The 21,597-nt window shown below is 58.2% G+C and carries 20 protein-coding genes; 9 read left to right on the top strand and 11 right to left on the bottom strand.

Annotation, left to right across the window (positions count from 1 at the left end; genetic code table 11):
• Positions 1 to 21: 21 nt before the first annotated feature.
• From MCRY_RS18400 to MCRY_RS18430, 7 genes are all read left to right on the top strand, one after another.
• Entirely contained in the window at positions 22 to 885 is an 864-nt protein-coding gene (locus MCRY_RS18400; RefSeq protein WP_085632602.1) for an HpcH/HpaI aldolase/citrate lyase family protein, read from the top strand.
• A gap of 3 nt (positions 886 to 888) precedes the next feature.
• The gene (locus MCRY_RS18405) at positions 889 to 2,238 is read left to right on the top strand and encodes a selenium-binding family protein (protein ID WP_085632604.1); all 1,350 of its coding nucleotides are present in this window, start codon (positions 889 to 891) and stop codon (positions 2,236 to 2,238) included.
• A 34-nt stretch (positions 2,239 to 2,272) separates the two neighbouring features.
• Positions 2,273 to 2,638 (top strand): 2Fe-2S iron-sulfur cluster-binding protein, encoded by a 366-nt coding sequence (locus tag MCRY_RS18410; RefSeq protein ID WP_085632606.1) that lies wholly within the window; start codon positions 2,273 to 2,275, stop codon positions 2,636 to 2,638.
• Positions 2,639 to 2,640: 2 nt separating this feature from the next.
• Complete coding sequence (locus MCRY_RS18415; protein WP_085632608.1) at positions 2,641 to 3,105, top strand: CoA-binding protein; 465 nt, start codon at positions 2,641 to 2,643, stop codon at positions 3,103 to 3,105.
• On the top strand, positions 3,102 to 3,839 hold the full coding sequence (locus MCRY_RS18420) for an SDR family NAD(P)-dependent oxidoreductase (protein WP_085632610.1): 738 nt from the start codon (positions 3,102 to 3,104) through the stop codon (positions 3,837 to 3,839). The genes MCRY_RS18415 and MCRY_RS18420 overlap by 4 nt, the downstream gene beginning before the upstream one ends.
• 12 nt (positions 3,840 to 3,851) lie before the next feature.
• Complete coding sequence (locus tag MCRY_RS18425) at positions 3,852 to 4,490, top strand: glutathione S-transferase family protein (protein ID WP_085632612.1); 639 nt, start codon at positions 3,852 to 3,854, stop codon at positions 4,488 to 4,490.
• Positions 4,491 to 4,620: 130 nt separating this feature from the next.
• The gene (locus tag MCRY_RS18430) at positions 4,621 to 5,529 is read left to right on the top strand and encodes an alpha/beta hydrolase (protein ID WP_085632614.1); all 909 of its coding nucleotides are present in this window, start codon (positions 4,621 to 4,623) and stop codon (positions 5,527 to 5,529) included.
• A gap of 226 nt (positions 5,530 to 5,755) precedes the next feature.
• Here the strand turns inward: MCRY_RS18430 and MCRY_RS18435 are convergent, their stop codons facing one another.
• From MCRY_RS18435 to MCRY_RS18465, 7 genes are all read right to left on the bottom strand, one after another.
• Positions 5,756 to 6,271, bottom strand: coding sequence for a TetR family transcriptional regulator C-terminal domain-containing protein (locus MCRY_RS18435; protein WP_244897933.1), 516 nt, complete (start codon positions 6,269 to 6,271; stop codon positions 5,756 to 5,758).
• A 115-nt stretch (positions 6,272 to 6,386) separates the two neighbouring features.
• Positions 6,387 to 8,012, bottom strand: coding sequence for an ABC transporter ATP-binding protein (locus MCRY_RS18440; RefSeq protein WP_085632616.1), 1,626 nt, complete (start codon positions 8,010 to 8,012; stop codon positions 6,387 to 6,389).
• A gap of 3 nt (positions 8,013 to 8,015) precedes the next feature.
• Positions 8,016 to 8,930: an ABC transporter permease gene (locus MCRY_RS18445; RefSeq protein ID WP_217808241.1), complete on the bottom strand. Its 915-nt coding sequence runs from the start codon at positions 8,928 to 8,930 to the stop codon at positions 8,016 to 8,018.
• A gap of 4 nt (positions 8,931 to 8,934) precedes the next feature.
• Positions 8,935 to 9,888 (bottom strand): ABC transporter permease, encoded by a 954-nt coding sequence (locus tag MCRY_RS18450; RefSeq protein WP_085632618.1) that lies wholly within the window; start codon positions 9,886 to 9,888, stop codon positions 8,935 to 8,937.
• A gap of 104 nt (positions 9,889 to 9,992) precedes the next feature.
• On the bottom strand, positions 9,993 to 11,564 hold the full coding sequence (locus MCRY_RS18455) for an ABC transporter substrate-binding protein (protein WP_085632620.1): 1,572 nt from the start codon (positions 11,562 to 11,564) through the stop codon (positions 9,993 to 9,995).
• Positions 11,565 to 11,681: 117 nt separating this feature from the next.
• Positions 11,682 to 13,199, bottom strand: a complete 1,518-nt coding sequence (locus tag MCRY_RS18460) for a malonate--CoA ligase (RefSeq protein WP_085632622.1) — start codon at positions 13,197 to 13,199, stop codon at positions 11,682 to 11,684.
• Positions 13,196 to 14,458: a malonyl-CoA decarboxylase gene (locus MCRY_RS18465; RefSeq protein WP_085632624.1), complete on the bottom strand. Its 1,263-nt coding sequence runs from the start codon at positions 14,456 to 14,458 to the stop codon at positions 13,196 to 13,198. The genes MCRY_RS18460 and MCRY_RS18465 overlap by 4 nt, the downstream gene beginning before the upstream one ends.
• Positions 14,459 to 14,849: 391 nt before the next feature.
• Here MCRY_RS18465 and MCRY_RS18470 point away from each other — a divergent pair, with 391 nt between their 5' ends.
• Positions 14,850 to 15,134 (top strand): hypothetical protein, encoded by a 285-nt coding sequence (locus MCRY_RS18470; RefSeq protein WP_139834116.1) that lies wholly within the window; start codon positions 14,850 to 14,852, stop codon positions 15,132 to 15,134.
• Between the two features lie 521 nt (positions 15,135 to 15,655).
• On the opposite strand, the gene MCRY_RS18475 is transcribed toward MCRY_RS18470, so the two are convergent.
• Positions 15,656 to 16,714, bottom strand: a complete 1,059-nt coding sequence (locus tag MCRY_RS18475; RefSeq protein WP_176234522.1) for a DMT family transporter — start codon at positions 16,712 to 16,714, stop codon at positions 15,656 to 15,658.
• On the opposite strand from MCRY_RS18475, the gene MCRY_RS18480 reads away from it, so the two are divergent.
• The gene (locus tag MCRY_RS18480) at positions 16,690 to 17,748 is read left to right on the top strand and encodes a GlxA family transcriptional regulator (RefSeq protein WP_085632627.1); all 1,059 of its coding nucleotides are present in this window, start codon (positions 16,690 to 16,692) and stop codon (positions 17,746 to 17,748) included. The genes MCRY_RS18475 and MCRY_RS18480 overlap by 25 nt on opposite strands.
• 797 nt (positions 17,749 to 18,545) lie before the next feature.
• Here MCRY_RS18480 and MCRY_RS18485 read toward each other — a convergent pair.
• From MCRY_RS18485 to MCRY_RS18495, 3 genes are all read right to left on the bottom strand, one after another.
• Positions 18,546 to 19,745: an IS91 family transposase gene (locus tag MCRY_RS18485; protein WP_085632629.1), complete on the bottom strand. Its 1,200-nt coding sequence runs from the start codon at positions 19,743 to 19,745 to the stop codon at positions 18,546 to 18,548.
• A 12-nt stretch (positions 19,746 to 19,757) separates the two neighbouring features.
• Positions 19,758 to 20,645 carry a tyrosine-type recombinase/integrase gene (locus MCRY_RS18490; RefSeq protein ID WP_085632631.1) on the bottom strand — a complete coding sequence of 296 codons (888 nt, stop codon included), beginning with the start codon at positions 20,643 to 20,645 and terminating at the stop codon, positions 19,758 to 19,760.
• Between the two features lie 168 nt (positions 20,646 to 20,813).
• Positions 20,814 to 21,554, bottom strand: a complete 741-nt coding sequence (locus MCRY_RS18495; RefSeq protein ID WP_085632632.1) for a hypothetical protein — start codon at positions 21,552 to 21,554, stop codon at positions 20,814 to 20,816.
• Between the last annotated feature and the right edge of the window lie 43 nt (positions 21,555 to 21,597).

Consider the following 21,597-nt stretch of genomic DNA (forward strand, 5'->3'; position numbering starts at 1 on the left):
CTGGCTGACAGGAAGGAAGTGATGACAATGACTGCACGCATCCCGCGCCCCCGCCGAAGCTTTATTTTCACGCCGGGGCTGCGGCCCGATATGTTTCCCAAGGCGTTGGCGTCTGGGGCGGATATCGTCTGTGTCGAGCTGGAAGACGGGATTGCGCCCAAGGACAAGGCCGAGGCCCGCCAAAAGGCCCTTGCCCTGTTCGAACAGCCGCAAGCCGATGACGGCGTGGAACGTATCGTGCGGATCAATTCGATGCGTGAACGGTTCGGGATTGAGGACGTGCAGGCCATCCTGGCGACTGGTACCCCGCCACCCGCCCTGATGTTGCCCAAGGTCCGCACGCCCGACGAGGTGGTGATACTGGACCAACTGCTGACCGAGGCTGGGCACGAAACCCGCCTGCATGTGATTATCGAGACCAACGAAGGGCTAGAGGCAGCGTTTGAAATCGCCAAATGCTCGGATCGGATCGACGCGATGTTTTTCGGAGGCGTGGATATGGCTGCCGAACTGCAATGCCAGAACAGCTTCGAATCTATGATCTATGCGCGCAGCCGCGTGGTTCATGCCTCGGCAACGGCGGGCCTTGATGTGATAGATGTGCCTTTCCTTGATCTGGATGATCCTGAGGGCATGCGCATCGAGGCGGAAAAGGTGCGCGATCTGGGATTTGCAGGCAAAGGCTCGGTTCACCCCAAACAGATCGCCGTGCTCAATCAGGTGTTCACGCCACCGGCCGACAAGATCGCCCGCGCGCGCCGGATTATTGTCGAGTTCGAGGCTGCGGATACAGGGCTTGTGGTGATCGACGGCAAACTGATCGAAAAACCTGTTCTGCGTGAAATGTATCGAGTTGTTGCCATTGCGGACCGGATGGGAGGATAGTTAATGGAATGTTGCGGACCGGGCTATGCATCGCCTGCGGAGGCCATCAAAGCCCCGCGCGAAAAGCTACTTTATACGATTGCGATCTACACCGGAACCGGCATTCAAAAGCCGGATTATCTGGCGACAGTCGATGTCGATCCTGACAGCCCGACCTACAGCCAGGTGATCCACCGGCTTGAGATGCCGGGGATCGGGGATGAGCTGCATCATATGGGCTGGAATGCCTGCTCATCGTGTCATGATGACCACTCTATGAGCCGCAAATACCTGATCCTGCCGGGGGTGCGGTCGAACAATCTGCATATCGTCGACACCGCCACCGATCCGCGCGCCCCGCGCCTTCACAAGGTCATCGAAGGGGTCGAGATCAAGGCGAAGACCGATCTGTCTGGGCCCCACACGGTGCATTGCCTTGGCTCGGAAATCATCATCTCGTTTCTGGGTAATGCCAAGGGCGTGGCGCCGGGGGGTTATCTGCATCTCAACAAGGATTTCGAGATTGTCGGCCGTTGGGAGAACTCGATGGGCGAGATTAAGTTCGGCTATGATTTCTGGTATCAGCCGCGCCATAACGTCATGGTCAGTTCGGAATGGGCTGCGCCGAACACCTTCATGCCTGGGTTCGACCTGGAGGAGGTCGGCCACCTCAAATACGGGCGCGAGCTGCATTTCTGGGATTTTGAGAAACGCGAACCCATTCAAACCATGTATCTGGGCGAAGATGGCCTGATCCCGCTTGAGGTGAAGTTTCATCATGATCCCGACAGCACCCATGGGTTTTGCGGGGCTGCGCTCAGTTCCAATGTCATCCATTGGTGGAAGGACGGCGCCGGGGCCTGGCAATGGGAGAAAATCATTGATGTCGAGAATGAACCGCATCCCGAATGGCCGATCCCGATCCCCGGCGTGATGTCGGCGATCCTGATCTCGATGGATGACAAATATCTCTATCTGAACAACTGGCTGCATGGCGACATGCGCCAGTATGACATCAGCGATCCACATAATCCGGTGCTGACCGGGCAGGTGTGGATGGGTGGCTTGTTGGGCAAGGCGCCTGAGGTGAATGGCGTGAAAATAGCCGGCGGGCCGCAAATGTTCCAGCTCTCGCTTGATGGGAGGCGGCTTTACGTGACGACTAGCCTCTTCAGCACCTGGGACAATCAGTTCTACCCAGAGATCCGCGAAAAAGGCGGGGTGATGGTGATGATCGACTGCGACCCGGAAAATGGCGGCATGCAAATGAACAAGGACTTCATCGTCGATTTCGGCAAGGAACCGGGCGGCCCCGCACGCTGCCACGAAATGCGGTATCCCGGCGGCGATTGCACAAGCGATATCTGGCTATGACACTGCGCCGGACACCGCATAGAAAGCCACGCGCATGACGACCTACACCGTGACCATCGCCAACCGCGACAATGCCACCTATCAGGTCGACGCCCGCCGACCGCTGCTGGATGCCTTGCGCGACCAAGGCGTCGATCTGCCTTACGGGTGCAAATACGGCGGCTGTATCACCTGTGCCGCCAAACTAACCGACGGCCAGGTCGACCAACGCCGCCAGGTGGCGCTGAACAATCGCCAGATTGCTGAAGGATATGTCATCCTCTGCGTGGCGCGCGCGACCAGTGATATCACCCTTGAAATCGGGGTGGAAAGCCATGACCGCCTCTACCGCAATCCGTTTCTCGATCCGCTAAAGCCGCATGAACTCAAGGCGGATGTCGCCGCGCCGAAGGAGACCTGATCATGCCCGATGCCGATGTCGATCACATCTACGATTACGATCCGGCCTTCCTCGCCGATATCCTGAAATCGGTCAAAACCATCGCCATGGTGGGCGCCAGCGCCGACAAGACCAAGTTCAGCTATGGCGTGCTGCGCGTCCTGCATGAGACCGGGTATGACATGATCCCGGTCAACCCGAACCCAAAGGTCACGGAAATCCGCGGGATCAAGGTTTACCATTCCCTGCAAGAGATCGACCGCCCGGTCGATATGGTCGAGGTCTTCCGCCCCAAGGAAGAGCTGTACGGCTTTGCCGAACAGGCGATCGAGATCGGGGCAAAGGTGTTGTGGGGCCAGATCGGCGTCTACGATGACGCCGCCGCCAAGCTGGCCGAAGATGCCGGCTTGAAGGTGGTCATGAACCGTTGCCCCAAGATCGAGCTATTCCGCCCCTTCTGGAAACCAAGACTCGACCTGAAAATATGACCTCTCGCCGGGGTGTATGCACCATAGTTGGCCCTGGTCCTGGGCTTGGAACGGCGCTGGCGAAACGATTTGCGCGCGGCGGATATGATCTCGGGCTTGTCTCTCGGTCCGAGGAAAGCCGCGTCGCAGCACAGAATGCAGCCTTGGCAGAACGCCCAACCACTCAGGTCTGGCACCAGCGCGCCGATGCCAACAGCCCTGTCTCCCTCGAACGGGCGCTCAGTGCCCTGTCGGCGGATGCAGGCCCGATTGACGTGCTGATCTACAACGTCCGGGGCACGTTTGCCAGATGCGAACCGTTGGACATGACCTATGACATGCTTGAATACACCTTCCGCCTCGAACTAGCAGGGGCTTTTGCCGCCGCGAAGGCGGTGTTGCCCGAGATGCGCACACGTGGACACGGCACGATCTTTTTCTCAAGCGCAACGGCGGCATTTCGGGGCTCGGCCACGCATCCGATCTATGCAATCGGGAAGTTCGGCCTTCGCGCGCTGTCGCAGAGCCTGACAAAGGCCTATTCGAAAGATGGGGTTCATATCGTGCATATGCGCCTTGATTGCGATCTTGACGTGCCGACCATGAACGGCATCTACCGCGTGACCCGCGATCAGGCGGGCTTGGCGGATCACAAAGATGTCGTTGAAACCTATTGGCTGACACTTCAACAGCCCAAAGGGGTCTGGAGCAACGAAGTCGAAATCAGGCCGCTTACCGAAGCATGGACCTACTAGGGGACCACAGGGATGTATAGACTGTTTTACGCACTCAAGAGCGCCTCGATGGGCGTGCGCGTTTTGCTCGAAGAGATCGGCGCGCCTTATGAGCTTATTGAGACATCGGTGAAGATGGACGAGCCACGCCCGCCCGAGCAGTTGGCCGTCAATCCCAATGGCTGGATCCCGGTGTTGTTGTGGGAAGATGGAGCGATGTATGAATGCGCCGCGATCACGATGTTTCTATGCGACCGGCATTCCGAGGCAGGGTTAGCTCCGGCCACTAATAATCCAGCGCGAGCGAGGTATCTGCAGACGCTAGTCTACTTCTCCAACTCGGTTCAGAACGCTTTTCAGCTGACCTATTACCCGGACCGATTTGTTGATGCCGTCGGCGACGAACCAAGTGCGCAGCGACGTGGCAGCCGGAGACTGAGGGAAACCTGGACGGTGATCGAAGATCAAATCGGCGACAATGAATGGGTGCTTGGCGATCAATTCAGTGCGGCAGATATCTATCTTTTTATGCTCACGACATGGCTGCGCGTGGCCAAAGGACACCCGACGATGTCAGAATTTCCCAATGCCAAACGTATCGCCGACAAAGTTCTGATAAGGCCAAGCGTGCAACAGATCTACAAACCCTGGATCGCAGATCCGCAGTACTAACCATTTGTCCTAGGAGCGCCGGCTGAAGGCCGCGAGATTGCAGCGGGCACACTGCCAGATGTCTGGGCCAACATGCGGGCCCGGTCGTGGCACCTAGGCCGACAGGCACAATAACAACGGGATCCCAATCATGTCGCCCTTCCCACATCTCAGCGACGCAGCCCTGAACTTTCTCGATCAAGGCGTCCGAGCAAGAGACAGATCGACTCGAAACCTACCCGCCTTGCGGGCAAAAGCGATGGAGTTGGCCAAGGCCGAAGCTCCACGCATATGTCAGGAGCATGGCGTTAATCAAGATGAAGTAACACTTGGCGGGGTGCGCTGCTTGGACGTGCGCCCAACAACCCTGCGGGTCGACTGGCCCATACTCTATGGTTTTGGCGGTGGCATGGTCGAAGGAAGCCCGATAGAAGACCTGCCGATCATAGCCCCAATTTCGGCCCTGACCGGTGCAAGGATCATTGTGCCGGACTACCGGCTGGCACCCGAACATCCCTGGCCGGCAGCCGTTGACGATGGCTTTGCGGTCTACCGGGTCCTCGCCGACCGGCCCTTTGCCATCGTGGGGGAGTCTGCAGGGGGAAACCTGTCGCTCGTCTGGATGCTGAAAGCGAAAGCCGAAGCTTTGCGCTTGCCCGATGCTGCCGCCCTCCTGTCGCCATGGTGCGATTTGAGCAACGCAGGCGAGAGCCTGACCTTCAACGATGGCCGCGACCCCACATTGACGCGGCGCAACTCGGATATGGCGGCGAGCTATTATGCTGGGACCAACAATGTGGATCAGCCATTGATTTCACCAATCAACGGCATGTTCGATTCCGGCTTTCCTGCGGTCCTGATCAGCACTGGAACCCGCGACCTGCTGCTAAGCCAAGCGGTTCAGCTGTCACAACGGCTGCGCGACAGCGGAGCGAGGGTCGATCTGCAAGTGTGGGAAGGTCTTTGGCACGTCTTTGAATGGTATGAAGACTTGCCCGAGGCACAACAGTCAATCCATCAGATCGCAGACCACCTGACCCGGGTCATGGCCGGTGACTGACCATCAGCGTCCCATTGCGGCCTCAAGAAATGCACGCGTTCCCAGTGCGATACGTGCCACGTTCCCGATCTTTTCGCGTGCAGCCCGATGATTTTTGGATGCTTTCTTCATCCAATGGCGGAAACCGCATCAGGAAATACTCAAGGTCGCCGATTACACGGTCGCAATCGAGCGGTTCGACCCGCGAGCCAACCCGCACCCAAATGCGGTCAATCAACAGGTTGAGCTACCGCGCGATGATTTTGACTTCATCTCTTGTAACAAAGTGCTTCAACTCATGCGAAAAATTTCTGGACATGCGCGGATAGTTGGCAATCTGCACGCGTTGGCATGACCTGTTATGGGGAACCTCTGCCATAAGTGACACCCATGCCTGGCAGACTGCCTGATTGAAGATCGACTCGTGGAAATTCGCGATAATGATTGCCCAAAGCCGCTCATAGGATGTCTCAGCGTGGCGGTAGAGTTCGACCAGCGACGTGCTGAGCATTCCGTTGGTTCGGCGGATCACGGCCTCAAGCAAAGTGCTCTTGTCTTTGAAATGATGCAAGACGACACCTTCAGAAACGCCAGCGATCTCGCCTACCTTTTCAAGTGTAGTCCCACGGAGTCCATAAAGGACCACAGCCTCGAATGCCGCCTTTGAGAGTTCGGCGCGTCGGATGCTGCGGATCGACCTTGATCGCAATTGGTAGTTTCCTTTGTCAGTTTTTTCTGCGGACAGTAAATCCGAGAGAGTCATCCTTGTCTGACTAAGGCAATCAGAAACTCACCGAAAGAAAAGAACCCGACTGCGCCGTCGCTACGATAGTCTTCCTAGCGTATCGGTTCTCGACCTGCGCAAACCACCGAGTGCTTCAATCATTTGGAGTCAAGCCCGAGCGCGCAACCAAGAGGCGGTTGAGCCAGTCAGGATCCATTTCCGGAACTGACGAGAGCAGGAGCCTTGTATAATCCTCCTTCGGATCAGCAAATATCTCCGCTTTCGCTCCACGCTCGACCACGGCACCATGCTGCATCACCACCACCTCATCGGCGATGGCTTTCACCGTGGCCAAATCGTGGGTGATGAACATGTAGGCAAGGTTGAACTCGTTCTGAAGCCGGTCAAGCAGTTTGAGGATTCCCTCTTGCACGATCTGGTCCAGGGCGCTGGTGACCTCGTCGCAAATGATGAGCTGCGGTTCAGCGGCAAGGGCCCGTGCGATGCCGATGCGCTGTTTCTGCCCACCCGAAAGCTCCGACGGCAAGCGGTCGATGTACTTGTCGGGTTCCAGTTCAATCAAGGCCAGAAGGTCGCGGATGCGAGAATCCAGCGCCTTTCCTTTCAGACCCAGATACATTGCTGCCGGTCGACCGATCAACTCGCGCAGGCGAAGCTTTGGGTTCAAGGCGGTGTCCGCCATCTGATAGATCATCTGGCATTGGCGAAGTTCGTCGCGGGAGCGGGCCTTGAAACTGGCGGGCAACGCTTTGCCGTTGAACAGGACCTCGCCTTCTCGCGGTGGCAGAAGACCTGTGATAACCCGCGCCGTGGTCGACTTGCCCGATCCGCTCTCACCCACGACGGCCACGGTGCGTCCGGCGTGGATGTCAAAGCTGATATTTTTCAGCACATCGACCGCCCCATAGCCCGCCGTCACATTGCCAACCGAGGCTACCGGAATTCCGGTTGCAGACGGGTGTTCGGCGCGTGCAAAGCTGCGCACGGCCCAGAGGCTGCGGGTATAGTCCTCACGCGGGGCGGCCAGCATCGAGCGGGTGTCGGCCTCCTCCACCTCATCGCCCCTGAGCAGAACCTTGATCCTGTCGGCCATCTGAGCAACTACGGCAAGATCATGCGTGATATAGATCGCCGCCGTGCCAAACTGGCGTACGATGTCGCGGATAGCAGCCATGACCTCAATCTGGGTGGTGACGTCCAACGCGGTGGTTGGTTCGTCAAAGATAATTAGGTCTGGACGGCAGGACATTGCCATGGCGGTCATCGCTCGTTGTAACTGCCCACCTGAGACTTGGTGCGGATATCTGAAACCGATCGCATCCGGGTTGGGCAAGCGCATGCGACGGTAGAGGTCCACTGCGTCGTCCTCGGCCGTCTTACGCGGCATGACACCATGCACGACCGGCGCCTCGCAATACTGGTCGATCAGCTTGTGCGCGGGATTGAAGCTCGCCGCTGCCGATTGAGCGACATAGGCGATGCGCTTGCCCCGCAGGCCCCGTCTTCGAGTTTCGGAGGCGGTCCGCAGGTCGATCCCGTCAAAGTCGATTGTCCCGCCCGAGATGCGACAACCGTCCCGGGCAAAGCCCATTGCAGCCAGACCCAGAGTTGACTTTCCAGCCCCGGATTCCCCGATCAGGCCCAGCACTTCGCCTTTATGTAGGGTAAGGTCCACACCCTTGATAATCTCATGCCATGCGTCACCGGAGCGGCCTTCGATTTTAAGGCCCTTGATGGTCAGAAGCCTTGTGTTTTCCATGGCCTACTCCTTCAAACCGCTGGCGCGGTGCAATTGCCAGTCCACCACGAAGTTCACCGCCACCGTCAGCAGCGCGATGGCCCCGGCGGGCAGCAGCGGGGTGATGTCGCCAAAAGTGATCAGCGTCGCGTTTTCGCGCACCATGCTGCCCCAGTCGGCGGTCGGTGGTTTGATGCCAAGGCCAAGGAACGACAGCGCCGAGATCGCCAGGAACACAAAACAGAACCGAAGGCCGAACTCGGCCACCAGGGGGGCCATGGCGTTCGGAAGGATCTCGCGCCGGATCAGACGCCACATGCCTTCGCCCCTCAGACGGGCGGCCTCGATATAGTCCATGACAACGATTCCCTGGGCGACCGAGCGCGCCAGACGGTAGACACGCGTGGCATCAACAGCCGCGATGACGAGGATCAGCGTCAGAACCGATGTCCCGAAGATCGTGAGCAGCAGGAGCGAGAAGATCAGGGCTGGAATGGCCATCAGTGCATCGACAAAACGCGACAACGATTGGTCGAGCCAGCCTCCGACGAGCGCCGCCCATAGGCCAAGGAACGAACCCACAAAGAAAGCAAGCGCAGTGGTGGCAAAAGCGATGCCCACGGTATTGCGCGCGCCATAGATCAGCCCGGTCAGCATATCACGGCCCAGCTTGTCGGTGCCGAGATAGTGGGGGGATGCCCACGGCAAGAACTGGGCGCCAAGAACCTCACTCTCGCCGTAAGGGGCAATCAACGGGGCAAAGACAGCGACAAAGATGTAAAATAGGATGACCGCCAGTCCGAAGGAAGCCGTCAACGGCATGTCGCGGAACGTTGGTTTGTGATGGGCCGGAGCCACCGCCTGCAATGCGGAGCGAGCGGAAACACCGATCATGAAGAACAATGCCAGGCCGACGATTATGGAAATCAGAATGATCATGCGCCTATTTCCTGTGCATCAGGCGCGGGTTGGTGATCGTCGAGAGCACATCCGCGAGAAGGTTGAGCAGGACGTAGGCCGATGCAAAGATCAGCGTGATGGCCTGCACCACCGCGATGTCGCGATTGGACACGGCATCGATCATCAACTGCCCGAGACCGGGATAAACAAAGACCACCTCGATCACCACGACCCCGGTGATCAGGTAGGCAAGGTTCAGCGCCACCACGTTGATGATCGGGGCCAGTGCGTTCGGCACCGCGTGGCGCAGCACGACACGCATCGGTGACATGCCCTTCAGCCGCGCCATCTCGATATAGGGGCTGGCCAGCAGATTAATGATCGCGGCCCGCGTCATCCGCATCATGTGCGCCGTGACCACAAGGGTCAGCGTCAGCGCGGGCAAGAAAGCCATGTACAGCATTTCGCCCGTCGTCGTGCTGCCGGTGATGCGCACCATCGACGGGAAGAGGCCCGATTGCGCCAGCCACAAGATCAGCGTGTAAGCCACGAAGAACTCGGGAAAGGAAATCGCGGTGAGGGCCAGGGCGTTCGATGCGCGGTCGAAAATCGAATTGCGCCAGAGCGCTGCCAGAACACCAAGCAGCAAGGCGAAGGGAACAGCCAAGGCCGCCGCATATAATGCCAGGAAAAGTGTATTTCCTAACCTTGCGCCAACCAGTTCCGAGATCGGTTTCTGTGTCGCCATCGACATCCCGAAATCGCCTTGCAACACGCCGGCCAGCCAGTTCCAGTAGCGCAGCGGCGCCGGATCATTGAGGCCAAGCTGCTCGCGAAGTGCCGCGAGGGTTTCTTCGGTGGCCGATTGACCCAGCAATTCGCGCGCGAGGTCGCCCGGCAAAAGCTCCGTCGCGCCGAAGATCACCACGGAAATGATGAAAAGGGTCAGCACACCCAAAAGCAGCCGCTGCCCGATCATCCGCCAGATCTCGTTCATTTCATCCCCCCGTTTGCATGCATGGCCTGCGGTCTTGATGCCGCAACGGCCTCGAGGCTCTGGCAAGGTCGTCTCGCCAGAGCCCGTTCAGATGATCGGAAGGATCAGGCGAACCACCACCGCTCGACCGCGCGGAACCCGTCGAGATCCCAGTTCGCGCCGACGACATCGGGCGTTGCGACCGCGTTCGAAACGCCCATGACGAAGCTTGCGAACATCGGGATCACAACGCCGCCTTCGTTCGAAACGATGGCTTGCATCTCGTGGTATATCTCCGCCCGCTTGGCATCGTCCAGCTCCGACCGCCCTTGCAACAGCAGCGTGTTGAACCGCTCATTGTCCCAATAGCTTTCGTTCCAGGGCGCCCCCGCCGCATAGGCGGTGGAGAACATCCAGTCGCATGTGGCGCGACCGCCCCAGTATGAGGCAACCCATGGCTTCTGCATCCAGACGTTGCTCCAATACCCATCGTTCGGCGCACGTTCGACGGTGATATTGATGCCGGCGGCCTTGGCCCGTTCGGCATAAAGCGAACCGGCATCCGTGGCCCCCGTGAACCCGGTCTCGGCAACCCAGAGCGAAACGTCGAGCGAGTCCAGCCCGGCCTTTCCAAGATGGAACTTGGCCTTGTCGGGGTCATAGCCGTTCACCGGCAGGTCCGCCGCATAATACTGCTGCGTCGGGCCGATCGGGTTGTCGTTTCCGACCGCACCGTAGCCATAGAGGATCTTGTCAACCATTTCCTGGCGGTCGAGGGCATGTTTCAGCGCAAGCCGCACGTTGTTGTCGTCGAACGGCGCCGCCCGCGTATCCATCGGGAAGCAGAAATGCTGGTTGCCGGTCACCGAAAGCACGCGGATCGATGAGTTGCGGGACATCATCGAAACCGTCGTCAGATCGACTTGGTTGATGACGTCCACTTGGCCGGTCAAGAGCGCGTTCTGCCGCGCCACTGGATCGGGCAGAGCCAGCAGCAACAGCCCGTCGAAATGGGCGCGATCCGTCTTCCAGTATCCCGAATGCCGGGTCAGCGAGGCGCTGATGCCGGGTTCGAAATCGTCGACCTTGTAGGGGCCGCATCCGTCAGGCGAGGTCGGATCGATCTTGCCGTCCTTCGCGGGCATGATCGGCAGGTGATAGTCCGACATCAGATAGGGGAAATCGGCATTCCCGCCGCTCAATTTGACAATGACTGTATTCGGCCCGTCTGACTTCATTTCGACGATCGGATCGACGATCGGCTTGGCAGCCGACGTGCTCTCCGGGCCGCGGTGGTAGTTGATCGACGCAATGACGTCATCAGCTGTCACGGTTCCGCCGCTGTGGAAGGTGATGCCTGATCGGATCTTCAGCGTCCAGGTCATCGCATCGGGGCTGGCCTCCCAGCTTTCCGCAACTTCCCCGACCAGAGAGCCGTCGGCTGCGATTTCCGTCAGGTAGTTGTGCCGCGCTTGGGCAAAGACCTGAACGAAGTTCGTATCCCACACGCCGGGATCGTAGTTATCGGTCGTGCTGCCCGAGTTGAAGCCAATCCGCAGGGTCCCGCCCTTCTTCGGTTCTGTTTGCGCCATGGCCATACCGGCCGGCAGCACCAACCCTGCTGCCGTCATTGCCATCCCGCTTTTCAAGAGGCCCCGACGGGTCATTCCGCCTTGGCCGATCAAATGTTTGGTCATAAGTCTCTCCTCCCTTGGTTTTCTAAGTTGCGGCACCTTCCTCCTCGAAGGTCACCGTGGTCTTTTCAAACTCAGTTCGCGATGGGCACCTCAAACTTCGTTACTCTGAGAACCGCATCAGACCGTATGGACTGCATCCTTGAACTGTTCCCGAAGGATGTTTTTCTGCACCTTGGCCATCGCATTTCGCGGCAATTCCGGTACAAGGATGAGCCGTCTGGGCTGCTTGAATCGTGCGAGCGTCCCCTGAATCGCCTCCATGATCTGCTCTGGGCCCGGCGACTGGCCGGGCGCGGCCACGATCAACCCGATGACTGTCTCGCCCAGGTCACGGTGCGGCACGCCGATGACAGCGCTTTCGAGCACGCCTGGCTGGGCATCCAGCACCAGTTCGATTTCTTTGGGATAGATGTTGTATCCGCCGGAAATGATCAGATCTTTGTTGCGCCCCAGAATGTGGACATAGCCGTCTTCATCGATCTTCCCCAGATCGCCAGTAATGAAGAACCCGTTGCCTCTTAACTCGGCGGCGGTTTTCTCGGGCATCTGCCAATAGCCCTTGAATACGTTTGGTCCGCGAACCTCAATCTGTCCCACAGTGTTCTCGGGCAGAGTAGCACCGGTTTCTGGGTCAGTTACCATCACCTCCACCCCTGGAAGAGGCAGTCCGACCGTGCCCGCGCGGCGCTCACCGTCATAGGGGTTTGACGTGTTCATGTTGGTTTCGGTCATCCCATAGCGTTCGAGGATATGGTGCCCCGTACGGTCCGCGAACTGGACATGGGTCTCTGCAAGAAGTGGAGCTGAGCCAGACACAAACAGTCTGATGCCGGACGCTCGGTGGCGATCAAATTGTGGGTGATCCAGCAGCCGTGTGTAAAAGGTCGGAACACCCATCAGAACTGTTGCGTCGGGCATGAGTCCGACCAGCTGATCGACATTGAATTGAGGCAGGAAGATCATTGATGCCCCTGAAACCAAAGTCACATTGGTCGCTACAAAAAGACCGTGTGTGTGAAAAATCGGCAGGGCGTGTAACAGCACGTCGTCAGGCGTGAATTGCCACTCCTTCGCCAAAGTCTCAGCATTCGACAGAAGATTTCCTTGACTGAGCATGGCACCTTTTGAGCGCCCAGTTGTCCCGGATGTGTATAACAATGCTGCAAGATCTTCAGATGAACGATCTACCGTAGGAAACGCTTCCGGCATCACCCGCGCGCTTTCCATCAACGTCCCAGTTCCGTCCTGGTTCAGTGTTTCCAGCGAAGCCCCAAGCCGAGTGGCGATAGGTGAAAGCGCCGCTGCCACCTTGCCGTCACAGACAATCATCCGCGCGCCACTGTCTTCGATGAAATAGTTCAATTCTTCAGAGGTGTAGGCCACGTTCAGCGGTAGGAAAACCACTCCCGCTTGGACGCAAGCGGCATAGAGGGCCAACGCCTCGTGCGACTTTTGAACCTGGGCTGTTAGACGATCACCGGCTTGCAGTCCGCTTTGTGTCAGAAGATGAGCAATCTGCGCGGCGAGACTAAGAAAAGCGGCATAAGAAACGGTGGTACCGTCGACCAGTCGCAAAAGCGGTTTGCTCTCGCCTGCATGCCTCGCGAACAATCGGTCGAAGAGCGGGTTGGTCATACTGTCTTTTCCGTGTGAAGAAATTTCTCTGCCTGCGCACAAAGCGCACGCACTTGAGGTGAGGTGGCGACCTCACCTGTCGTGGCGAACCGCTCGTGGTTCTGCGCTACTTGGCTTAGGTCGTAGAGATAGTTGACCATCAGGCCTGCAGACTGACCGAGACCCTTCTCAGAGCGATCCGCATCGGCATGGACTTGATGAAGAATAGCCCCGTTGCCCAGGTGGAAACGTGCCACGGCATCGAAAGGCATCCCTTTGCGGTCTTTCGCGTGGGCAAGAAAATAGGCACCAAGCGCGCAGAGCGCCTGTACATCGACATGTTTAGTATGGACACCCGTTTCCGACAGCCATTCGGTGAATCCGGGCATCGGGGACAGCGTCACAAATGTACGGATTCCGGGCAACTCTTGGGACAGATCCGCAGCGACTTGCTTGATAAGCGAATTGCCAAAAGAAATGCCAGCAAGTCCAGGTTGGCAATTAGAGATTGAATAGAATACCGCTGTATCTGCCTCTGCTACAGACTTTTCCTCGCGGGTTTCAGACAAGAGCGATTGAATGGAATTTGCGATGCCTTGTGTAAGGGCGACCTCTACGAAGATCAGCGGTTCATCCGGCATAGCTGGATGGAAGAAAGCAAAACAACGTCGATCTCCAGGCTCCAGCCGCCGCCGCAAGTCATCCCAACTGTCGATCGCATGAACGGCTTCATAGGCGATGATCTTTTCGAGGATGTGTGCAGGGCTTTCCCAACTGACCGGTCGCAGCACCAGAAAGCCACGGTTGAACCACGACACAAAGAGGTGCCGAAAATCCAGGTCCAGCGCTTCAAGATCTGGCTCGCCCCGGCCCAAACGCAGAAAATCGGCCCGCATACGCACCAGACTACCTGTCGCTCCAGGCACCCTGTTCAGCCTACGGATCAACTCCTGCCGCGGCGGCTCAGCTGCAGCGGCGAAGTCTCGGTAGGTGGCCCTTGAAGGAGAGGCTTCATACAAATCCAGCGCTTGACGCACCTTGTCCGCGGAAATGTTCATCTCGACTGACAACATCCGGAAGAAGGCAAGCTTGCCCGCATCGTCAAGCTTGGAGTAACCTGCCAATATGGTGGCAGCTGACGCGAGTCCTGATGCTTCCCCCGCACTGCCGACCAGTTCGAACGCCAGTTCGGCAATTGATTTCTCGCTAGGTCTTGCAAGAGCAGGCCACACCTTGCGTCGGTCGAAGACGCTCGCCAGCAGATCGGCCAATGATGTCATGACCCGCCGCCGACAGTGGCTAGTGGACGGCAACAGGGTTGTGTCATGTTGACCATTCCCCCGCCTGTCCGCGCCTGCTGGCTCGGCCAGATGTTCGAAACTTGCCTCATATTTGCGATCATCTGCAGCACTTCTCCTAAGTGAGCCATCGCAGCGCCGATCTGGTTCTGCAAATATTCCGGCAGGCGGCTATAGACTGCCCAGATATCCCTTAAACTTACCAATAGTCATTAAGCATGCTAATGGTCATAAATATGATGTCAAGTAAAGATTCGGTGTCCTTAGGGCTGAAAATTTTCGCCAGCGTCGCGCTTGGTGCCTACGTTTCTGGGGTCACTGCATAAAAGTGACCTCTCCGTTCGCTCCGAGAGCGGACGAAGACACTCCAAGTGTGACGCAGTTCTATTTTCATGCTGCTTTGGGCGCGATTGGCCGCTCTTTGGCGGCGCGGCGGCGCATGGAGGCAGGCGAGTTCCCTCCTACACAGGAACTGGCCGAGGACGTCGGACTGGCCGAGAGCCATGTCAGCCGCCAGCTGCGGTTGGCGTACCTCGCGCCTGAGGTGCTGAAGCGGCTGACCTGCGGGCGCGAGACCTCAGCGGTCAGCCTGTACGATCTCTGTTTTCTGGCGGGGAAGGCTTGGGGGGAGCATGTAGAACAGGTCGTTGGCTCTTGAGCGGTACATCGACGTGATCGGCCCTTAGCCGACCTTTGTCCGGGGCTCCGTCCGCCGCGGTGCGGCCCGTCGAACCAGCCATTTGCTGCGGATGCAAAATCTTGGCCCTGGCTAACTCACACATCGCGGACCAAGCTGCCTGATGCTGGAGCAGCGACGTTCACGTCGGCGGCACGATCGAGTAACGATTTGCCTTGCGGCAGTGCAGCACGCCTTCGCCGAAGCGGTCGTTCGTGCACGGCTGAATGGGACAGATCCGAACCGGTCATTCGCCGCGCGGCAGCTTGACGTCTCACATGCGGGACTTTTCTGCCGAATGCTGAGGCAGCGAAACTTGTCTCCGCGCTACGGTGAATTTTTGGAGTCTGGCGCGGAACTGCGGCGCGGTCTCCCTCAATCGTTCATTGCGCACAGTAAAACTGGTCCAGTTTGGAAGCGGTCGTTCGCTGCGCAGGGCTAGCGCATCTGGATCATGCCAAAACCTGTAACAGATATTTTGCTTATGTGGTTGATGAACTGCTTTACGATGCCTTTGCTCGAACCGGATCAGCCCTATGAGCTGGAGTAAGCAACTCTGCGATACCCGCGATCAAGATGAGCGACGTACCCGTAACCTCGCGCCAGCCAAAAGGTTCATCCGTCAGCAGTCCAGCGCTGATCACCCCCACGACCAATTCAGAAAGAATTAGGATACCGAAGACACCAGTCCCTATCCTTGCAGGTGCCCAGATTATCACAGCGGTTGTGGGAAGAACAAAAAACAAGGAAAGGCCGAGCAGAAGCGGCAGACTGGCTAGCACGACAGGCAAGGACGGCCGGGACCCAATCGAGTTTGCTAGAATGGGATATTGCCACAAGGTGGCGGCAAACGCGAAGACAAACACAACAAATAGCAAGGGAAACACGCCGTCAGGTTGCTCAATCTCGGTTCTGGCAGCACCTGCTGCAACAAGCATGCCACCGATCAGGCCAAACCAGTCGCCGAGCTGTGTAGGCACAGGTAGACCAATGTCTAAACCGATAGCGATCCAGGCACCCGTCAAACCCAGAGCGATACTTACCGCGCGGTGCCAGCCGGGCCTTCTACCCAGAAACACCACTTCTATCAGGGTCGCCCAGACGGGAGAGAGATAAAAGAAAACAAGTGCACGAATGACGTCGGTCACGAGAAACGAGTTCGCATAAAGAATTACGCCGCTTCCAAGCAGGAGACCGCAAACCCAGTGCTTTAGGCCAATCGGTTGTCCACATGCAACGCGCCAAAGTGCTATTGGGCCCAGTACCATGAGACAGATCACGTACTGCGCTATCGTTCCCCATCCACCGGTGAGGCCCGCATCAAGTAGCAAGCGCTGCGGCAGCCAATAGAGACCCCACGACCCGGCCGCCACCGATACCATGGCGCAGATCAGAATGAAGCGGGGGTGTCGCAAAGGCAGTTCCATTAAATGCTGGCTCCAAATCCGATCAGTTTGAGACCAACGGTAGGCGTGGGAAAACTTCGGCGTAAGATCGATTATTGACAATTTCCGTCCATTTGCGCCAAAGTTCAGTAATGAATCTGCAAAGAGACTTGCCAATCGAGACTGCAATCCTGGCTACAGGTGAAACCGGTGGCGGAGTGCTCTACGGCATGGTCGACATGCTTTCTTCTGCCGGAAATCTATGGCCCGACTTCGTCGGCACAGGGGCACGGCAAACTCTTTTCCAAACGCAAGTCGTCAGCAATCAACGAGACGCCTTTCGGTGTGCGAATGGGGTTCCGATCATTGCAGACTACACGATCGAAGATGACATCGTTCCAGAGATTGTCGTGGTTCCGGAAATCTGGCGGCCACCAGAGAGACATCTCGCCGAAAACGATGCCAAACTTGCAGCTTGGCTACGAAAGTGCCATCGATCCGGCAGTCTGATATACTCCAGCTGTACTGGCGCCATATTACTCGCGGCAAGCGGTATACTTGATGGGCGCGCGGCAACAAGCCATTGGGCCTACAAGGATTATTTCAGCAGGCACTTCGACGCCGTCAACTATGTTCACGGCTCCTGCCTTGTAACTGCAGACCCATCGGGCCGTATTGTTACGGCGAGTGGATCAACATCCTGGCAAGATCTCGCGCTCCACATTATCGCACGCCATTGCGGCGCGGAAGAGGCACTCCGCATCGCAAAAGGCAGCCTTCTTCGTTGGCACGAAGAAGGTCAGAAACCCTACGCGGCGCTGGTTCAGCGAACGACCCATGAAGACTGCGTCATCATTGCCGTCGAAGATTGGCTTGGAGAGAATTTCCAACAGATCGCACCGATTAACGGCGCCATAGCATTTTCGGGTCTTTCCGAAAGAACTCTGAAGAGACGGTTCAAGCGTGCGACGGGAAGCAGCCTGATAAACCGGATCCAGTGCCTGAGGGTCGAGGAAGCAAAGCGCCGACTTGAGTTGAGCAACGATGCGGTTGAAGAAATCTCAGTGGCTGTTGGATACGATAACACCTCATTCTTCGGCCGGCTCTTCAAGCGACTTACAGGCGTTACCCCGGGCACCTACCGACGTATGTTTCAACCTGTTGCCCAAGCCGGGAACATACCGTTTGATCGAGCATCTGATCATACTTGATCGTGCTCCTTTTTCCGTCGTTGCCAGCGACGCGCCAAGGATTTGCGACCGATCTCTGTAGCATCTGCAAATGGCGCGAGCTCGAATGAAGCAAACTGGATGATCCCATCTGCTTTGGATCGAAGCTGACAACAGCTTTTGGGTGCAACGTCGACCACTGGGGACCATATGCTCGGGTATTTTCTTCGAAGGCCTAAAAGTCCCGATTGTCCGCGACCCGGACATCAGTGTCCGAAGAATGGCTGCCGCTGAGCCGAAGGGCTTTCTTGCTGCGTAGCATCTGAATGCGAGTGTCGGTCTCATTGCTGCAACCGTGCGCATCGGCAATGGGTCACGCCCGCTCTGGGCTCTGAGCTGCCTTGCGCTGGTGCAGCGAGTACGCCGGTCGGGTGGCAATTTGAATGTCAGCTTCCATCGGATTCACCCCTAAATCTCGCGCCCGCAGAGAATGTCCGGAATCCTGAAGGTTTTTCGATGCGGGCCGGGGTGCGACATTTCCTTCCGGCGGGGCGTGCGGCCCGCGTTGACAAACCTCGGAAGGAGGAAGCCGCGGGGGCTGGTTGTGACCTATGGGGAAAGAGGGCTGGCGGGTGAGGCTGCCATTGCCACTGGCGCGCTGTTTCCCGTGTCGAGTGCGCCCGCCGCAGTGCTTTTCTGCCACCCAGTTCCCGTTTGTTGCGTAGATTGGGTGGTGAGAACGCAATGCAGGTCGTCTTTTTGGATGTTGGCCGCAAGCGTGTTTAGCCGATCAGCCAGAGACGATCGAAACATATCTAAACGCGAGGGCAAGCATCGGATCATGCGGCCTGCTCCCTTGGTGGCGCGCGTGACATCGGTATCTGACCGCTCCGGAAGATCTCGATGATGCGCATAGGGCCGCCGCAGCAGGGACACGGCTCGCGCAGGGTGAGAGAGGTCGGCTCGGGCTCCAACTCTGGCTCGGTGGTTTCTTCGGTGCGTTGAGCGCCAAGCAAAGCCCGGATCTTCCTGATGTTCGTTTTGCGCGCTGAACTGGCCAGCAGACCGTAGTGGCGGATGCGGTGGAAGCCTTCGGGAAGGACGTGGATAAGGAAGCGACGGATGAACTCAGGTGTGGCCAGACACATGACCTTTTGACGATCACCGTGTTTGATCCAGTAATCCTTCCAGCGGAAAGCCACGGTATTGGCATCCGCACTGACCAGCCGATGGTTGGAGATCGCGACCCGGTGGGTGTAACGGCTCAGATAGGCCAGCACGGCCTCAGGTCCGCCGAAGGGCGGTTTGGCATAGACCACCCAGTCGGTTTTGCGGAACGGGGCGAGCCACTTCGCGAAGGCATCCGCTCGCGCCAGGCAGGCGAGATTGCCAAAGAAAGTGAGCTGGCCTGCACGGTACAACTCGAGAAGGCCTTCCAGGAACAGGCGCCTGAACAGCCGCGCCAATACCCGCACATGCAGGAAGAACCCTGGCTTGCAACCGACCCATTTGTTGCCGTCCGGTGACAAACCTCCGCCCGGGACGATCATGTGGATATGGGGATGATGGGTCAGTGCAGATCCCCAGGTATGCAGCACACTGGTCATGCCGACCTTCGCACCGAGGCGCTTAGGATCGGCCGCGATAGTCATGACGGTTTGCGCTGAAGCGCGGAACAAGAGGCCGTAGACTGCCTTCTGGTTCCAATAGGCGAACCGGGCAATCTCTGCGGGCAACGTGAAGACGACATGGAAGTACTCTACGGGCAGCAAGTCTTCGGCCCGCGCCTCCATCCAATCGCGTGCCGCTGGTCCCTGGCACTTGGGGCAATGCCGGTTTTTGCAAGAGTTATAGGCAATGTGGTGGTGGCCGCATTTGGTGCAACCTGCCACATGCCCGCCGAGCGCCTCGGTTCGGCAGGCTTCAATTGCCGACATCACCTTCAGTTGGCCAAGACTGATGTGCCCAGTATTGGCCTGCCGATACGCAGGCCCGTAGTTCCGAAAGATATCTGCGATCTCCAGTCGTGGGCGCGGCAACCGCCCGCGCCGCTACTCCAATCCCCGCCTGACGGTGTGATCCTGCAGCTTCTCCAACATCTCGTAAGGACTGACGGTGCCGCGGATGGTCTTGGTGGCGACATGGGTATAGCGCGCTGTCGTGCTGAGCTTGGAATGTCCCAAAAGCACCTGGATCACCCGCACGTCCGTTCCGGCCTCGAGCAGATGCGTTGCAAAGCTGTGGCGCAAGGTGTGCAGAGTGGCGGGCTTGTTGATCCCGGCCATGTGTTTTGCGGACGTGAAGGCCCGGTTCAGCTGACGCGGTGACAGGGCCATGATCTTGGGTTTGCCCGGAAACAGCCATCCTTCGGGCCTCGCTTCCCGCCAGTAGTCACGCAGCAGATCAAGCAAGGCGGGCGACAACATTGCTTTGCGATCTTTGTCATTCTTGCCCTCATCGACATGGATCAGCATCCGGTCGCTGTCGATGTCGGAGACCTTGAGATTGCAGACCTCGGACGCGCGCAAGCCAGCCCCATAGCTGATCCCCAAAGCAGCGCGATACTTCAGGCCGGGCCCCGGCACCGCCGCCAATAGGTCGCCAACCTCCTCGACACTCAAGACAACGGGCAGCTTCTTCGCCTTGCGCCGGAACTGCATGTATCGCTTCATCTCTTCACGCCCGCAGGTCATGCCGAAGAAGAACCGTAGTGACACGATCCTGGCGTTGAACACGCCCGTCGAGACCCCACTATCGGTCATGTGAAGCTGATACGCGCGGAGCTCATCTGGCGTCGCAGTATCGGGTGAGCGCCCTATGAACTCAGCAAAATACCTGACTGCCCTGATATGGCCTTGCTGGGTCTTCGGTGACATTCCGCGAATGCGCATATCTTCAATCATCCGCGCACGCAGCGGGCTCATCTTCTCCTCTGTCATGGGAACCTCCTGTCATCAGAATGAGAAACCTCAATCGTCAGACAGGTTAGCAAAATCGCAAAATACGCGGCCTTAGGAACAGCTCAACACCCCAGCCACAAGCGCCATTGCCGCGATAGCGGCTTCGTCCTTCCGCCCATCACGTTCGCCACGACCTTCTCGACACGCTCAGCTCTGGCTGGCGGCTGCGAACCGCAGAACATCCCGCGAGATGCGGTAGGCGCGTGGCCTGCCGGGCACCCGGCTGGGCATCTTGTACTGGAAGCCACGCTCGCCGCCGGGCTTGAGTAGATCCTGAACCTGCAGGAGATCGAAGAGCCGGCCCGGATCCGCCTCTGCGGCCTGCGCGATGCCAGCCATCGTGGGCGCGGTGAGGTAGACGAAGCTGTCGTCGAACCACCCGGTCTCGCTGATCGGAACGGTCCCGTCCGGTTCTTCCAGCGACACCAGCGCCTCGTCCCGCAGGAGGTCCCGAACCGACGTGGCCGCGCGGCTGAGCAGGGCGCGATCCTGCGCCGACAGCACGCCGCGGTGCCTGGCGATCCAGCTTTCAAGGAGCTGCACGCAGAAGGTCTGGAGCCTCGTCTGGAGCGGGCCCTGCGGCCCGGCCAGGAAAGACTTCATTCGTAAGGTTACCAGATTCCCCGCTGCGTACATCGCCCCGCAAGCGAGCACGACGCGCTCGGTTTCAGTGTCAAGGGGCAGATCATCCGGTCCGGCCACACTGTCGCGAATGTCATCGGTTCTGATACCAAGGTACTGACCGCGTGACCCGACGCCCCACTCGATGCTCGCCCGCAGGAACTCTGGACCGAAGCTGCCTGCATGCTGCGCTGTGAACCAGTCTAACGCCTGGCGTGGGCTAAAAGGCGAGGAAGAAGGGACAACGGATCCGCGAAAGAAACTCACGAGGTTCGTTCCGATTCACTCGCATCTGTTGGAACTGGGTCTG

The sequence above is a fragment of the Marivita cryptomonadis genome (assembly GCF_002115725.1).
Lineage (GTDB): Bacteria > Pseudomonadota > Alphaproteobacteria > Rhodobacterales > Rhodobacteraceae > Marivita > Marivita cryptomonadis.

Bases quoted from the DNA above. Each gene is read 5' to 3' on its own strand.
- MCRY_RS18435 (WP_244897933.1), bottom strand. From the start codon at position 6,271: ATGACTCTCTCGGATTTACTGTCCGCAGAAAAAACTGACAAAGGAAAC.
- MCRY_RS18415 (WP_085632608.1), top strand. From the start codon at position 2,641: ATGCCCGATGCCGATGTCGATCACATCTACGATTACGATCCGGCCTTC.
- MCRY_RS18490 (WP_085632631.1), bottom strand. From the start codon at position 20,645: ATGACAGAGGAGAAGATGAGCCCGCTGCGTGCGCGGATGATTGAAGAT.
- MCRY_RS18480 (WP_085632627.1), top strand. From the start codon at position 16,690: ATGAATCTGCAAAGAGACTTGCCAATCGAGACTGCAATCCTGGCTACA.
- MCRY_RS18460 (WP_085632622.1), bottom strand. From the start codon at position 13,199: ATGACCAACCCGCTCTTCGACCGATTGTTCGCGAGGCATGCAGGCGAG.
- MCRY_RS18445 (WP_217808241.1), bottom strand. From the start codon at position 8,930: ATGATCATTCTGATTTCCATAATCGTCGGCCTGGCATTGTTCTTCATG.
- MCRY_RS18430 (WP_085632614.1), top strand. From the start codon at position 4,621: ATGTCGCCCTTCCCACATCTCAGCGACGCAGCCCTGAACTTTCTCGAT.
- MCRY_RS18450 (WP_085632618.1), bottom strand. From the start codon at position 9,888: ATGAACGAGATCTGGCGGATGATCGGGCAGCGGCTGCTTTTGGGTGTG.
- MCRY_RS18420 (WP_085632610.1), top strand. From the start codon at position 3,102: ATGACCTCTCGCCGGGGTGTATGCACCATAGTTGGCCCTGGTCCTGGG.
- MCRY_RS18455 (WP_085632620.1), bottom strand. From the start codon at position 11,564: ATGACCAAACATTTGATCGGCCAAGGCGGAATGACCCGTCGGGGCCTC.
- MCRY_RS18405 (WP_085632604.1), top strand. From the start codon at position 889: ATGGAATGTTGCGGACCGGGCTATGCATCGCCTGCGGAGGCCATCAAA.
- MCRY_RS18465 (WP_085632624.1), bottom strand. From the start codon at position 14,458: ATGACATCATTGGCCGATCTGCTGGCGAGCGTCTTCGACCGACGCAAG.
- MCRY_RS18410 (WP_085632606.1), top strand. From the start codon at position 2,273: ATGACGACCTACACCGTGACCATCGCCAACCGCGACAATGCCACCTAT.
- MCRY_RS18425 (WP_085632612.1), top strand. From the start codon at position 3,852: ATGTATAGACTGTTTTACGCACTCAAGAGCGCCTCGATGGGCGTGCGC.
- MCRY_RS18440 (WP_085632616.1), bottom strand. From the start codon at position 8,012: ATGGAAAACACAAGGCTTCTGACCATCAAGGGCCTTAAAATCGAAGGC.
- MCRY_RS18400 (WP_085632602.1), top strand. From the start codon at position 22: ATGACAATGACTGCACGCATCCCGCGCCCCCGCCGAAGCTTTATTTTC.